Origin of the sequence: uncultured Roseovarius sp., from assembly GCF_947259555.1 — a bacterium.
Classification (GTDB): domain Bacteria; phylum Pseudomonadota; class Alphaproteobacteria; order Rhodobacterales; family Rhodobacteraceae; genus Roseovarius.
Genome location: NZ_CAMYMD010000026.1, coordinates 40,868 through 54,132, shown reverse-complemented (window position 1 = coordinate 54,132; position 13,265 = coordinate 40,868). Strand labels below are relative to the sequence as shown.

General features: G+C 61.6%; 13 protein-coding genes. 11 read left to right on the top strand and 2 right to left on the bottom strand.

All coding sequences use genetic code 11. From position 1 onward, the window contains the following. Nucleotides 1–68 precede the first annotated feature (68 nt). The 8 genes from Q0X85_RS04535 to Q0X85_RS04500 all read left to right on the top strand — a co-directional run bounded on the left by Q0X85_RS04535 (nucleotide 69) and on the right by Q0X85_RS04500 (nucleotide 7,013). Nucleotides 69–1,601: an acyl-CoA carboxylase subunit beta gene (locus Q0X85_RS04535; protein WP_297769609.1), complete on the top strand. Its 1,533-nt coding sequence runs from the start codon at nucleotides 69–71 to the stop codon at nucleotides 1,599–1,601. A 71-nt stretch (nucleotides 1,602–1,672) separates the two neighbouring features. Beyond that, complete coding sequence (locus Q0X85_RS04530; RefSeq protein WP_297769606.1) at nucleotides 1,673–2,014, top strand: hypothetical protein; 342 nt, start codon at nucleotides 1,673–1,675, stop codon at nucleotides 2,012–2,014. Next, nucleotides 2,011–2,421, top strand: coding sequence for a DUF6497 family protein (locus Q0X85_RS04525; RefSeq protein ID WP_297769603.1), 411 nt, complete (start codon nucleotides 2,011–2,013; stop codon nucleotides 2,419–2,421). Before Q0X85_RS04530 ends, Q0X85_RS04525 begins: the two co-directional genes overlap by 4 nt. Nucleotides 2,422–2,644: 223 nt before the next feature. Continuing rightward, a complete protein-coding gene (locus Q0X85_RS04520) occupies nucleotides 2,645–2,788 on the top strand; it encodes a hypothetical protein (RefSeq protein WP_297769601.1) in 144 nt (47 codons plus the stop codon). Nucleotides 2,789–2,875: 87 nt separating this feature from the next. Next, nucleotides 2,876–3,232, top strand: coding sequence for a hypothetical protein (locus tag Q0X85_RS04515; protein ID WP_297769597.1), 357 nt, complete (start codon nucleotides 2,876–2,878; stop codon nucleotides 3,230–3,232). A gap of 358 nt (nucleotides 3,233–3,590) precedes the next feature. Further along, nucleotides 3,591–5,591, top strand: a complete 2,001-nt coding sequence (locus Q0X85_RS04510; RefSeq protein ID WP_297769594.1) for an acetyl/propionyl/methylcrotonyl-CoA carboxylase subunit alpha — start codon at nucleotides 3,591–3,593, stop codon at nucleotides 5,589–5,591. A gap of 4 nt (nucleotides 5,592–5,595) precedes the next feature. Then, a complete protein-coding gene (locus Q0X85_RS04505) occupies nucleotides 5,596–6,495 on the top strand; it encodes a winged helix-turn-helix domain-containing protein (RefSeq protein WP_297769590.1) in 900 nt (299 codons plus the stop codon). Then, the gene (locus Q0X85_RS04500; protein ID WP_297769587.1) at nucleotides 6,492–7,013 is read left to right on the top strand and encodes a hypothetical protein; all 522 of its coding nucleotides are present in this window, start codon (nucleotides 6,492–6,494) and stop codon (nucleotides 7,011–7,013) included. The genes Q0X85_RS04505 and Q0X85_RS04500 overlap by 4 nt, the downstream gene beginning before the upstream one ends. Before the next feature lie 10 nt (nucleotides 7,014–7,023). On the opposite strand, the gene Q0X85_RS04495 is transcribed toward Q0X85_RS04500, so the two are convergent. Then, a complete protein-coding gene (locus tag Q0X85_RS04495; protein ID WP_297769585.1) occupies nucleotides 7,024–7,473 on the bottom strand; it encodes a DUF4174 domain-containing protein in 450 nt (149 codons plus the stop codon). A gap of 175 nt (nucleotides 7,474–7,648) precedes the next feature. Between Q0X85_RS04495 and Q0X85_RS04490 the strand changes: the two genes are divergently transcribed. Continuing rightward, nucleotides 7,649–8,587, top strand: coding sequence for a hypothetical protein (locus Q0X85_RS04490; protein ID WP_297769582.1), 939 nt, complete (start codon nucleotides 7,649–7,651; stop codon nucleotides 8,585–8,587). Next, nucleotides 8,559–10,688, top strand: coding sequence for a methylmalonyl-CoA mutase (scpA, locus tag Q0X85_RS04485; RefSeq protein WP_297769580.1), 2,130 nt, complete (start codon nucleotides 8,559–8,561; stop codon nucleotides 10,686–10,688). Before Q0X85_RS04490 ends, scpA begins: the two co-directional genes overlap by 29 nt. 76 nt (nucleotides 10,689–10,764) lie before the next feature. Here scpA and Q0X85_RS04480 read toward each other — a convergent pair whose 3' ends face one another. Continuing rightward, the gene (locus tag Q0X85_RS04480; protein WP_297769577.1) at nucleotides 10,765–11,970 is read right to left on the bottom strand and encodes an aminoacetone oxidase family FAD-binding enzyme; all 1,206 of its coding nucleotides are present in this window, start codon (nucleotides 11,968–11,970) and stop codon (nucleotides 10,765–10,767) included. A gap of 125 nt (nucleotides 11,971–12,095) precedes the next feature. Here Q0X85_RS04480 and Q0X85_RS04475 point away from each other — a divergent pair, with 125 nt between their 5' ends. Further along, nucleotides 12,096–13,259, top strand: coding sequence for a putative peptidoglycan glycosyltransferase FtsW (locus tag Q0X85_RS04475; protein ID WP_297769574.1), 1,164 nt, complete (start codon nucleotides 12,096–12,098; stop codon nucleotides 13,257–13,259). Nucleotides 13,260–13,265: the final 6 nt, after the last annotated feature.

Below are 13,265 nucleotides of genomic sequence, written 5' to 3'. Positions count from 1 at the left end.
TTGCCCGATTTTGCTTTGTCACGCAGTGTCGTACCCTTATGCTGCGCGCAACAGAATAGGGGAGCGCCATGAAAGACATCCTTCAGGTATTGGAAGCCCGCCGCGCCGACGCGCGTATGGGGGGAGGCGAGCGCCGGATCGAGGCGCAGCACGCCAAGGGCAAACTCACCGCGCGTGAGCGGATCGAGTTGTTGCTGGACGAGGCCAGCTTTGAAGAGTTCGACATGTTCAAGGCGCATCGCTGCACCGATTTCGGTATGGAGGACAACCGCCCCTATGGTGATGGGGTCGTAACGGGATGGGGCACCATCAACGGTCGTCAGGTCTATGTCTTCAGTCAGGATTTCACCGTCCTCGGCGGGTCAGTCAGCGCTACTCATGCACAGAAAATTTGCAAGATCATGGATATGGCCGTGCAAAACGGAGCGCCGGTCATCGGTCTCAACGATTCTGGGGGCGCGCGCATTCAGGAGGGTGTCGACAGTCTTGCCGGCTATGGCGAGGTGTTTCAGCGCAATATTGAGGCGAGCGGGGTGATTCCGCAGATCAGCGTCATCATGGGCCCCTGCGCGGGCGGCGCGGTCTACAGCCCTGCAATGACCGACTTCATCTTCATGGTGCGCGACAGTTCGTATATGTTCGTGACTGGCCCCGACGTGGTCAAGACCGTGACAAATGAAGTGGTGACAGCCGAGGAACTTGGGGGCGCCAGCACCCATACCCGCAAATCCAGCGTTGCCGATGGTGCTTTCGAAAACGATGTCGAGGCGCTTGCGGAGGTGCGGCGGCTGGTCGATTTCCTGCCGCTCAACAATCGCGAGAGGCCACCCGTGCGTCCCTTTTTCGATGAGCCGGGCCGGATGGAGGAGAGCCTCGATACAATTATTCCCGACAATGCGAATGCCCCATATGACATGAAGGAGTTGATCCAGAAGGTCGGCGATGAGGGGGATTTCTACGAAATACAGGCGGAATTCGCCAAGAACATAATCACCGGGTTCATTCGCCTCGAAGGGCGGACGGTGGGTGTTGTGGCCAATCAGCCGATGGTGCTGGCGGGCTGCCTCGACATCGACAGCTCGCGCAAGGCGGCACGGTTCGTGCGGTTCTGCGATGCGTTCGAGATCCCGATCCTGACCTTCGTCGACGTACCCGGCTTTTTGCCTGGAACAGGGCAGGAATACGGTGGCGTGATCAAGCACGGGGCCAAGCTGCTCTTTGCCTATGGCGAGGCGACAGTGCCGAAAGTGACTGTCATTACCCGCAAAGCGTACGGTGGTGCCTATGACGTCATGTCTTCCAAGCATCTGCGCGGTGACTTCAATTATGCGTGGCCCACCGCCGAGATCGCGGTGATGGGGGCCAAGGGCGCGACCGAGATCATCTATCGCTCGGATCTGGGCGATGCGGAAAAGATAGCAGGCCATACCCGAAACTACGAAGACCGATTCGCCAATCCGTTCGTTGCCGCCGAGCGCGGTTTCATCGACGAGGTGATTCAGCCGCGCAGTACGCGCATGCGCGTCAGCCGGGCGTTTGCCAGCTTGCGCAACAAGAAGCTTACCAAACCGTGGAAGAAGCACGACAACATTCCACTGTGATTTGGAGGGGGCAGGGAAGAGTGCCCATGCTCTCTGGTCGGGCGCGGAATTGAAATCTGGAAAGGGGTAGCATGGGCCGGGACCGCTGGCATGTGATCGAAGAGGAGAGCGGCGTGCTGATGGTGGCGCGGCGTCTGCCTGTGCGGTTCGATCTGGCCGTCGCAACGGTTCTGCCGGGGGCGACCAGTCGACGACGATTGGCACGGCTCGTACGTCAGGATTTGTGGCGCGCGTTGCAGCGGCTACGAGGATTTGCGCCAGCGGTGCGGATCGAGTCGGCGGGCGCGGCGTTGCGTGTAACGGCGGGCGGTCAGGTCGATGGCGCGTTGCCACGCGCCATGATCGAACGGCGAATCGCTGCGCTTTTGGAGGATCCGGAAAAGCGCGCCCGATGGATGCGGAGCGCGCGATGAAACGGGCAGGGCAGGCTGTGGCATTTGTCGCTGGGCTGAGCCTTGCCCAAGGGGCGGCAGCGCAGGAGGAGGCGCTGCCGCTACCCTCGGGGCTAGAGGCGCGGGTTCAGGAGGTTTTGACCGACCGTCCGGGGGGCGGGTTGACCTACCGGTTCCGTTTTGTCGCCGAAGGGTTTGAGGCGCCGGGCAACGATTCGGTCAGTCTTGAAAGAATGCAGGCAGATCTTCTTTGGCTGTGTGAGAGCTATGCCCTGCCACGTATCGCAAATATCGGCCCACAACCCGGGAGAGTTGTTATTTCCCTTTCGGACCGACCATCGGAATTCGGGGTTTTCAATCCCGAGGTCCTACAGGTTTTCGAGTCCTACAGCCCCGAGGGCGACACCTGCATCTGGGAGATGTTCTGATGCGAACACAATATTTTGCGCGATCAAGGGGGAGGTGTTGGATGATTGAGGCTTTGGGGACACATCCAAGGGTGTTCAGTTATCTCGGATGTTCAAATCCGGAAATTTCGGATAATCTACCTTGGGGTTGCACCCAAGCGACCTTTACCTCGCCACACGGGCGAGCAAAGTCATGTCGTCTTTGCGCGCCTTTTCATGAAGATACGAGAGACAGGAGTAATACATGTCGAACAGCATCAAGAGCGTTCTGGCCATTGGCCTCGTGGCCTTTGTCGCGGCCTGCGCGCAGCCGGCTGAAGAAGAGTTTGTCGTCGTCGAGCCCGAGCCGATCACGACCGAGCCCGTCAGCACCGGCAAATACAAGTAAGCCCATCGGGCAAGGCGCGGGGCGGGCTAGTTGGCCCGTCCCGTTCCCATCTACCGCGCGCCGCCCTTTTGATCCGGAGGGCGTCCAATGCTGAAGCATCGCGGATTTCCCGGGCGTTTGCCCGGCACGGATTACCAATTCACCATCCGCCGCGCCAATCCAAAAGGTGCCACGCCGCTTACGGTACGCGAGAGGTTTCGTGATCGCAGGCCAGCCGACCGGCGCGCAGACACCGGGTTTGTCCGGGCGATATGGGAATGTTTCGGGGATCAGCCCTTCGAGCGCGGCAATCTGGATGCGGGCCGCCTGAGTTGGCTCTTTGGTCGAGAAATAAAGCCCGCAGAAGAGCCGTTCGACCCGGAAAGCTATGACGCGCTTTTGGTTCTCGATGTCGAGACGGCGCGCATGACGTTTCCCGATGCCTTCGATGGGGCGCCGGAATGACACGTGCTATGGTCGGCGTGAAATCGCCTATAGGTTGTGATACCGGGCGGAGGTCTGCCGATGCGCAGCGCAACCGCACCGCACGCTTGGCGCGCGGCCAATTCGCGTGCATCTTGGATCCGGTGGCAGATGGCCTTTCCCCAGAGGTCGAGATTTTGCGTCCTTTCTGCCACTCTTACCCTCGCGGGCGGCGCTGTGCCAATGGGCACGCTCCGCCCGCCTTTTCCAATACATTCCTGCACGGTTGCGCGCCGCACATCTCTGCGCTGCGCGGCACATGTGCAGATGCGTTCAATAATGAGAATGGGACCGCAACCGCCATGCGCGCGGTCACGAATTGCCAGAAGGGACTGACAGCATGTTCAAAAAAATTCTGATCGCCAATCGGGGAGAGATCGCCTGCCGCGTCATAAAAACTGCGCGCAAGATGGGGATTGCCACTGTGGCGATCTATTCGGATGCCGACCGCCATGCGCTGCATGTGCGGATGGCGGACGAGGCCGTACATATTGGCCCGGCCCCCGCCTCCGAGAGCTATATCGTCATCGACAAGGTGATGGAGGCGATCCGTCAGACCGGGGCCGAGGCAGTGCATCCGGGCTATGGCTTCCTGTCCGAGAACCCTAAATTCGCCAAGGCGCTTGAGGCCGAGGGCGTGGCCTTCGTCGGCCCGCCGGTGCGCGCGATCGAGGCGATGGGGGACAAGATTACCAGCAAGAAGATCGCGCAGGAGGCCAATGTCAGCACCGTTCCGGGCTATATGGGCCTGATCGAGGATGCCGACGAGGCGGTGAAGATCTCGAACGAGATCGGCTATCCGGTGATGATCAAGGCCAGCGCCGGCGGCGGCGGCAAGGGCATGCGCATCGCCTGGAGTGACGAGGAGGCGCGCGAGGGCTTTCAAAGTTCCAAGAACGAGGCGGCGAGCAGTTTTGGCGATGATCGTATCTTCATCGAGAAATTCGTCACGCAGCCCCGTCACATCGAGATTCAGGTGCTATGCGATACCCATGGCAACGGGGTGTATCTCAATGAGCGTGAATGCAGCATTCAGCGCCGCAATCAGAAGGTCGTGGAAGAGGCCCCGAGCCCGTTTCTCGACGAGGAGACCCGCCGCGCCATGGGCGAGCAGTCGCTCGCACTCGCCCATGCCGTCGGCTATGCCAGTGCGGGCACGGTGGAATTCATCGTCGATGGCGACCGCAATTTCTATTTCCTCGAGATGAACACCCGCTTGCAGGTCGAGCATCCGGTGACGGAACTGATCACCGGCGTCGATCTGGTCGAGCATATGATCCGCGTGGCCTACGGTGAAAAGCTGGCGCTCACTCAGGAGGATGTGAAGATCAACGGTTGGGCGATCGAGAACCGGCTCTATGCCGAGGATCCCTACCGCGGATTCCTGCCCTCGATCGGCCGTCTGACACGCTATCGTCCGCCCGAGGAACTCGATATCGAGGGGGCCGTGGTGCGAAATGACACCGGCGTCTTCGAGGGCGGCGAGATCAGCATGTATTACGACCCGATGATCGCCAAGCTTTGCACCTGGGGGCAGAGCCGGGCGGAGGCCATCGAGGGCATGCGCGTGGCGCTCGACAGTTTTGAAGTGGAAGGGATCGGCCATAACCTTCCTTTCCTGAGCGCTGTGATGGATCATCCCCGCTTTGTCAGTGGGGAAATAACGACGGCGTTCATCGCGGAAGAGTATCCCGAGGGCTTCGAGGGGGTGACACTTCCTCATACAGCCCTGCGCGCGATTGCCGCGAGCACGGCGGCGATGCACCGGGTGGCTGAAATCAGGCGCACCCGGGTTTCTGGACGGATGGACAATCACGAGCGGCACGTGGGCGAGGATTGGGTCGTCACGCTTCAGGGCGAGAGCTTTGACCTTACGATTGCCGCTGACCGGACTGGTGCTAGCGTGCGCTTCAAGGACGGCGAAACGCTGCGTGTCGCAAGCGACTGGACGCCCGGCGATGCGCTCGCGCGCCTCGATGTGGATGGAACGCCACTGGTGCTCAAGGTCGGCAAGATCAGCGGCGGGTTTCATATCCGCACGCGGGGGGCAGACCTCAAGGTGCATGTGCGCACCCCGCGCCAGGCGGAATTGGCGGCGTTAATGCCCGAGAAACTTGCCGCTGATACATCCAAGATGCTGCTCTGTCCGATGCCCGGGCTGATCGTCAAGGTCAACGTCGCCGAAGGCGACGAGGTGCAGGAGGGTCAGGCGCTCTGCACGGTGGAGGCGATGAAGATGGAAAACATCCTGCGCGCGGAGCGCAAGGGCGTGGTGTCGAAGGTCAATGCCGGGCCGGGCGACAGCCTGGCGGTGGATGACGTGATCATGGAGTTCGAGTGAGGGGATGATACCCGACTATCAATCCTTGATGAAGCCGGTGCTTGAACTAGCCGCGTCCGGTGAGGTTAAGATCTCGGAGGCTGTGACGCGGCTGGAGCATATGTTCCGGCTGAGTGAGGAGGAACAGTCGGAACTGTTGCCGAGCGGCAAACAAACGCGTTTCGCGAACCGGGTGCATTGGGCGCGCAGCTACCTCAAGCAGGCGGGCCTTTTGCGCAATACTAGGCGTGGGCATTTCGAGATTACTGACGAAGGGCGGTGCGTTCTGGCCGACAATCCCGAGAGGATCGACGCGAAGTATCTCGAACGCTACGACGCATTTCTCGAATTCAAATCGAGATCGAATACGTTGGAGGAGGATCTGGGCGAGCAACCTTCGCCCGACACCACAACACCTGATGAAACGATGCGGGCGGCGTATGAGCAGATCAGCAATGCCTTGGCCGCTGATCTGCTGGGGCGTCTGAGAGAGAGTGAACCGGCATTCTTCGAAAGCATGATCGTGGAGTTGCTGCTGAAGATGGGCTATGGCTACGGGTCGGCGGCGGGCAGTGTACTTGGCCGCTCCGGCGACGATGGCGTTGATGGGGTGATCAATCTTGATCCTCTCGGCGTGGATCAGGTTTATGTGCAGGCCAAACGGTATCAGGCGACGAGCCCGATCGGATCGGGGGCGATCCGCGACTTCTATGGTGCGCTTGGTCTCAAGGATGTCACGAAGGGAATTTTCGTGACCACGTCGTCTTTTACCCCCAATGCCCGCGCGACGGCGGAGAAACTGGGCGCACGTCTGATGCTGGCCGATGGGCCGCAACTGGCGCGGCTCATGGTGGCGCATGAGGTGGGGTGCCGGGTGACCGAAGTGTTCAAGGTCGCCGTGGTCGAGGAGAGCTATTTCGAATGACCTGCTGTCTGCGCCATAACCCCATGCCGCTCGCCTATCTGGCGGCGTTCGTCCTCGTGGCGGGCTGTCAGCGCGAGGAGGCGGCGGCGCAGCGGGTGTGGCTGAGGCAGTGGTTTTCGCTCGGCGAGACGCGGGCCTTTGAAGCCCGGCGGGGCTGTGCCGTGGGGCTTTACGATCTCGTTACGGGCCAAGTGAAATCGGCGCTTGCCGTGGCCGACAGCGTGCCTGGGATGCATCGCGAGATTGCGCGTCGGGGCGCGGCAGCGCTCGACATGCCGGGGCAGGGGGCCGATATGGCGATGGTCGCCATGGCCAATCACCACCGCCCCACCGGCATGGCGATGCGGCGCGCGGGGCTGGAGGCGCGCGCCTGCATGACCGAGGTGACAGAGAGCGCGTTTCGCCATGCGCTCGACGAGACCGGGACAGTTCTGGCCTGGGACGAGACGCGCGGCGCGCTGATCCTGATGGCGCGGACGGCGGGATATCTCGTGGTCGTTCAGGGAGAAGCGCGATGACGCGGCGCGATCAACTGTCGCCGGCCGAGCCTTCGCGCAACTCGCGTTGCCTGGCGGGCAGCTTGTCGATGGAGCGCATAATCTCGCGCACATGCCACGGTGCGGGCTTGCGCAGGAAAATCGACCCGTCCTTGGCAATTCCCACAAGCCCGAAGCCGCGTGGGCGTAGTTTGCGCCGGATGTCGGTCTGGGCGGCTGGATCGGTGTCGGTGATGACGATCACGTCAAGCACCTCGAGCGCCGAAAGCCGACCCTCGATATACTCCATCTGTTCGATGAAGCGCGGGTCGTTGGGCGTATCGGCGAACACGACAAGTGGGCGTTTTATCCACTTCAATTCGTTCAAATTGATCTCATCGGCACCGAAGATCATACCATCGACCTCCACGCCATCCTCGGACTGGGCAAGGGCGGCGGTCGCGATAAAGACTGCGAAAACAAGCGTCAAGATGGGTTTCATGGGCTCTCCTGCTGCGCAAGATATAGGCCCTGCGCGCGCGATTGCGAAGGGTGAATGCGCGCCATGCGCAAAAATTGCCGGATTAATCCCATGCTCAGAATTCGGCGCTAGTCTAGTGGCTTGGATCATGCGCCACGATGGGCGTATGGCATTTCGGCAAAGGACGAGCCCGGCCATGGAGATCATCCTGCATCTTGGGGCGCACAGAACGGCGACAACCAGCTTTCAACATTACATGCGCGCCAATGCGACCAAGCTGGCAACACCTGGAGGCATGGGGTTTTGGGGCCCGGACATCACGCGTGACGGCATTCTGACCGGTGTCATTCCCGTGCCTGGAGGCGAGAGCGCCATGCGCCAGATGGATCGCGCACGGGGGCGCATCGCGCTGCGTTTGGCGCAGGCGCGCAAGGTGGGGCTGCACCGTATCCTTGTGAGCGACGAAAACATGATCGGCGCCGCTCGGCGCAACTTGCGGCAGGGCCAGCTCTATGACGCGGCGGGCGAGCGGATGGCGCGGTTCGCCCACGCATTCGACGGGCGGATCAGCCGTGCTGTGCTCTCGATCCGGGGACAGGATGCGTGGTGGTCCTCGGCGCTGGCCTACGGCGTGGCCCGCGGGCATCGACTGCCGAAACCGGACGATCTCGACCGGCTGGTCACCGTCAACCGTCACTGGCGCGAGGTGATCCGCGACATCGCCTGCGCGCTGCCGGGTGTCGATCTGGTGGTGTTGCCGCATGAGATACATGGCTCGCGCCCCGAAGAGCGGTTGCGCCACATGACTGGACTAGACGAAACCCCGCGCCGTGCTGCCCGCGTCTGGCTGAACCACGCGCCCGACCTTGCCGCACTGCGCCGGGCGGTGGCGGCGCGCGGTGGCGATGCGGGCCTTCTGCCCGAGGGCGAGGGGCGCTGGCAGCCCTTTGACGCCTACCAGAAACAGGCCCTGCAAGAGGCCTATGCAGACGATCTCTTCTGGCTGACGGCCGGGGCGGATGGTCTGGCCCGACTGATAGAGGAAACCGGACCGAACGAGGCGGGGACACACCCGCCCGACGGCCACACGACAAGAGGACAAGACAATGGCATCGAAGAAAGACGATTGGCGTAGAATCGCCGAGGGCGAGCTGCGCGGGCGGCCGCTCGACGATCTGACATGGAAGACGCTCGAAGGCATCGAGGTCGAGCCGCTCTATACCCATGAGGACGTGGCCGATCTGCCGCACCTGGGCGGCATTCCCGGCGAGGCACCGTTCACCCGTGGCGTCAAGGCCACGATGTATGCCGGGCGGCCCTGGACGATCCGGCAATATGCCGGTTTCTCGACGGCCGAGGAATCGAACGCCTTTTACCGTCGCAATCTTGCCGCCGGGCAGCAGGGTGTCTCGGTCGCCTTCGACCTTGCCACCCATCGCGGCTATGACAGCGACCATCCGCGCGTCGAGGGCGATGTGGGCAAGGCCGGTGTGGCGATTGACTCCGTCGAGGACATGAAGATCCTCTTTGACGGCATCCCGCTCGACAAGGTCAGCGTCAGCATGACGATGAACGGCGCGGTCATCCCGGTTCTGGCCAGCTTCATCGTCGCGGGTGAGGAGCAGGGACACGACAGGGCGGCGCTGTCGGGCACCATTCAGAATGACATTCTGAAGGAATTCATGGTGCGCAACACCTACATCTATCCGCCTGCGCCGTCGATGCGCATCGTCTCGGATATCATCGGGTATACCGCCGAACACATGCCGCGCTTCAACTCGATCTCGATTTCCGGCTACCACATGCAGGAGGCGGGCGCGAACCTGGTGCAGGAGCTGGCCTATACGCTGGCCGATGGCCGCGAATACGTGAAGGCGGCGATCGAGGCGGGGATGGACGTGGACAGCTTCGCGCCGCGCTTGTCGTTCTTTTTCGCCATCGGCATGAATTTCTTCATGGAGGCCGCCAAGCTGCGCGCCGCGCGCCTGCTCTGGCACCGGATCATGACCGAATTCGGGGCCTCATCCGAGAAATCCAAGATGCTGCGCACCCATTGCCAGACCAGCGGCGTGAGTTTGCAGGAGCAGGACCCCTATAACAATGTGGTGCGCACCGCCTATGAGGCGATGAGCGCGGTTCTGGGCGGCACGCAGTCGCTCCATACCAATGCGCTTGACGAAGCGATTGCCCTGCCCACCGATTTCAGCGCCCGGATCGCGCGGAATACCCAGTTGATATTGCAGGAAGAAACCGGCGTAACCAATGTCGTAGATCCATTGGCGGGCTCTTACTATGTCGAGAAACTGACCCACGATCTGGCGGAAAAGGCCTGGGAGTTGATCGAGGAGGTCGAGGGGATGGGCGGTATGACCCGTGCCGTCGAGAGCGGTATGCCCAAGCTGCGCATTGAGGAGACAGCGGCGACCCGGCAGGCGATGATCGACCGGGGCGACGAGGTGATCGTCGGGGTCAACAAGTATCGCAAGGACAAGGAAGACCCGATCGACATTCTCGATGTCGACAACGTCAAGGTGCGCGACGGCCAGATCAAGGCGCTGGAGCGCATCCGCGCGACCCGCGATCAGGCGGCCTGCGACGCGGCACTGGATGAATTGACCCGTCGCGCCAGCGCGGGCGGCAACCTGTTGGACGCGGCGGTCGAGGCCGCGCGCGCGCGCGCCACTGTGGGGGAAATCAGCATGGCACTGGAAAAGGAATTCGGACGGCACCGCGCCGAGGTCAAGACGCTGGCCGGCGTCTATGGCGCGGCCTATGAGGGCGACGAGGGCTTTGCCGCGATTCAGAAATCGGTCGAGGCGTTCGCCGAGGACGAGGGGCGGCGACCGCGCATGCTGGTTGTGAAGATGGGGCAGGACGGGCATGACCGCGGCGCCAAGGTGATCGCGACGGCCTTCGCCGATATCGGGTTCGACGTAGATGTTGGCCCGCTCTTCCAGACCCCGGACGAGGCTGCGCAGGACGCCATCGACAATGACGTGCATGTGGTGGGTATCAGCTCTCAGGCAGCGGGGCACAAGACGCTGGCACCGCGCCTGATCAAGGCGCTGGAGGCACGCGAGGCGGGTGATATCCTGGTGATTTGCGGCGGTGTCATTCCGCAGCAGGATTACGAGTTCCTGAAAAAGGCAGGGGTCAAGGCGATCTTCGGTCCCGGCACCAACATCCCCGAGGCGGCGCAGGATATACTGCGGCTTATTCGCGAGGCCCGGCAGTAAAGCCCATCGCGGGCTGATCGGCAGGTTCAAGCGTGGCTACGTGGATCAAACTTGCATGGCCTTGCGCCCATCGGCCTTATAATTGGTCGTTGGGCGTTTTGGCCTGGGCAATAGCCTTGCCAGCTGCCCATCCCGAGGACCACGCCCATTGGAAATTGTAACCGCCGAGCCAGCCGGTGACATCGACGGCCTCGCCGATCACGTAGAGCCCTCTGATGTTTTGAGACTGCATGGTCTTTGAGGACAAGCCGCCGGTGTCTATGCCGCCAAGTGTCACCTCGGCCGTGCGGTATCCCTCTGTGCCGGTTGGTTTCAGTTGCCAATTGCGCAGAGCGCCGGTGATTTCTGTCAGTGCCGTGTCGGATTGGTCGCCGAGGTTGCCGTTGATTGCGAGCGCCGGAGCGAGATGGGCCACCAGACGCGCGGGTAAGTGATGACCAAGTTCGGTCGTGAAATTGCGCCGCCCCGCAGTCTGGCGTTGCCTGCGAAGGCGCTCCAAGAGCGCGCCGCTGGGGTCCAGGTCCAGCGTTATTGCTTGTCCCTCGCGCCAAAACGACGAGATTTGAAGGATTGCGGGTCCGGACAGACCGCGATGGGTGAAGAGTGCGGACTCGTCGAAGCCCACACCGCCGCAGCTTGCGCGGACGCGCAATGCCGTTCCGGACAGGGCGGCGAAAGGCTTGTCTGAAAAGGTCAGCGGCACGAGGGCGGGCCGTGTGTCGGTGATCTGGTGCCCAAATCGCGCGGCAATGTCGTAGGCGAGGCCGCTGGCCCCCATCTTGGGGATTGATTTGCCCCCGGTGGCAAGCACGAGATTACGGGCCGTGACCGTGATACGCGCGCCTTCCCGTTCGAGCGTGGCGTGAAAGTCGCGGCCATCATGGGACAGGTCGACCAGGCGTGTTGACAGCCAGAGCTCTGCTCCTGCATTGCGCAGTTCCCCTACCAACATGCTCACGATTTGCGTGGCTTTGTCATCGCAAAAGAGTTGCCCAAGGGTCTTTTCATGCCAGTTGATGCCGTGGCGTGTAACAAGGTCGAGGAAATCCCATTGCGTAAACCGCGACAGCGCCGATTTGCAGAAATGGGGATTATGCGACAAAAAATTGTCTGCACCCGTGCCCAGATTGGTAAAGTTACAGCGCCCTCCGCCTGAAATGCGGATCTTCTCACCGGGAGACTTGGCGTGATCTATCACGAGTGTGCCGGGTCCGGCATGGGCCGCACACATCATACCGGCGGCCCCGGCACCGAGAACAAGCGTTGAGCAGGCGTGGTGCATGATCCGCCCTGTGACGCGAAATGCTGCTGATTGGCAAGGGGATAGTTCTGGCCATAGTGGGAAAATAAAGCTAATATGCATGTCAGACCCCGAAAAGGGGCGCAGAATGCAGAGGCGGCAGGCATATGACAGAGATGGTCTATGGGGCAATGCCCCTGCGGGACGGCGAGCCCGTGCTTCCCAAATGGTGGCGTACGATCGACAAATGGTCGCTTAGCTGCGTGCTGATCCTTTTTGGTATCGGAATTCTCCTGGGCCTTGCCGCGTCTCCGCCGCTTGCCGAAAAGAACGGTCTGCCCGCGTTTCACTACGTGCAGAGGCAGGCGGTGTTTGGTGGGCTTGCGCTGGCAGTCATGTTGCTTGTTTCCATGATGCGGCCCGAATTGGTGAGGCGCTTGGCCGTGCTTGGCTTTTTGCTAGCGTTCGCGGCCCTGATGGCTTTGCCTTTCCTTGGTACGGATTTTGGCAAAGGTGCCGTGCGATGGTACAGTCTGGGCTTTGCGAGCGTCCAACCTTCGGAGTTTCTAAAACCGGTCTTTATGGTCGTGGCGGCGTGGATGATGGCTGCCAGCCAGCAGGTCAACGGGCCGCCGGGCCTCGGGCTTTCATTCTTGCTGACGACGATCATACTCGGATTTCTGGCGATGCAGCCGGATTTTGGTCAGGCCGCCTTGGTGTTGTTTGGCTGGGGTGTTATGTATTTCGTGGCTGGTGCGCCGATCATGCTTCTGGCGGCGATGGCCGGGGGCGTTGTTTTGGTCGGCTCGTTTGCCTATTCAAACTCCGAACATTTTGCGCGCCGGATCGATGGCTTTCTCAGTCCGGATGTGGACCCCACAACGCAACTTGGCTTTGCCACCAACGCAATCCGCGAGGGCGGATTTTTTGGCGTCGGTGTGGGTGAGGGGCAGGTGAAATGGAGCCTGCCCGACGCTCATACCGACTTTATCATTGCCGTCGCTGCGGAGGAATACGGGCTGGTGCTGGTGCTGTGTATCATCGCGCTTTACTCTGGCGTTGTGGTCCGCTCTTTCCTGCGCCTGATGCGCGAACGTGATCCATTCATCCGCTTGGCGGGCACCGGGCTGATTGCAATGTTCGGCGCGCAGGCCATGATTAACATGGGCGTTGCCGTCCGCCTTTTGCCAGCCAAGGGCATGACGCTCCCATTCGTGAGCTATGGCGGCTCGTCCGTGGTGGCGGGGGGCATCGCGCTTGGCATGCTGCTGGCCTTTACCCGGACGCGGCCGCAGGGGCAGATCGGCGATCTGCTGCGCGGGCGCCGATAAGCGCGA

Coding starts and splice junctions, on each gene's coding strand:
- Q0X85_RS04535 (WP_297769609.1), top strand. CDS start 69: ATGAAAGACATCCTTCAGGTATTGGAAGCCCGCCGCGCCGACGCGCGT.
- Q0X85_RS04530 (WP_297769606.1), top strand. CDS start 1,673: ATGGGCCGGGACCGCTGGCATGTGATCGAAGAGGAGAGCGGCGTGCTG.
- Q0X85_RS04525 (WP_297769603.1), top strand. CDS start 2,011: ATGAAACGGGCAGGGCAGGCTGTGGCATTTGTCGCTGGGCTGAGCCTT.
- Q0X85_RS04520 (WP_297769601.1), top strand. CDS start 2,645: ATGTCGAACAGCATCAAGAGCGTTCTGGCCATTGGCCTCGTGGCCTTT.
- Q0X85_RS04515 (WP_297769597.1), top strand. CDS start 2,876: ATGCTGAAGCATCGCGGATTTCCCGGGCGTTTGCCCGGCACGGATTAC.
- Q0X85_RS04510 (WP_297769594.1), top strand. CDS start 3,591: ATGTTCAAAAAAATTCTGATCGCCAATCGGGGAGAGATCGCCTGCCGC.
- Q0X85_RS04505 (WP_297769590.1), top strand. CDS start 5,596: ATGATACCCGACTATCAATCCTTGATGAAGCCGGTGCTTGAACTAGCC.
- Q0X85_RS04500 (WP_297769587.1), top strand. CDS start 6,492: ATGACCTGCTGTCTGCGCCATAACCCCATGCCGCTCGCCTATCTGGCG.
- Q0X85_RS04495 (WP_297769585.1), bottom strand. CDS start 7,473: ATGAAACCCATCTTGACGCTTGTTTTCGCAGTCTTTATCGCGACCGCC.
- Q0X85_RS04490 (WP_297769582.1), top strand. CDS start 7,649: ATGGAGATCATCCTGCATCTTGGGGCGCACAGAACGGCGACAACCAGC.
- scpA (WP_297769580.1), top strand. CDS start 8,559: ATGGCATCGAAGAAAGACGATTGGCGTAGAATCGCCGAGGGCGAGCTG.
- Q0X85_RS04480 (WP_297769577.1), bottom strand. CDS start 11,970: ATGCACCACGCCTGCTCAACGCTTGTTCTCGGTGCCGGGGCCGCCGGT.
- Q0X85_RS04475 (WP_297769574.1), top strand. CDS start 12,096: ATGACAGAGATGGTCTATGGGGCAATGCCCCTGCGGGACGGCGAGCCC.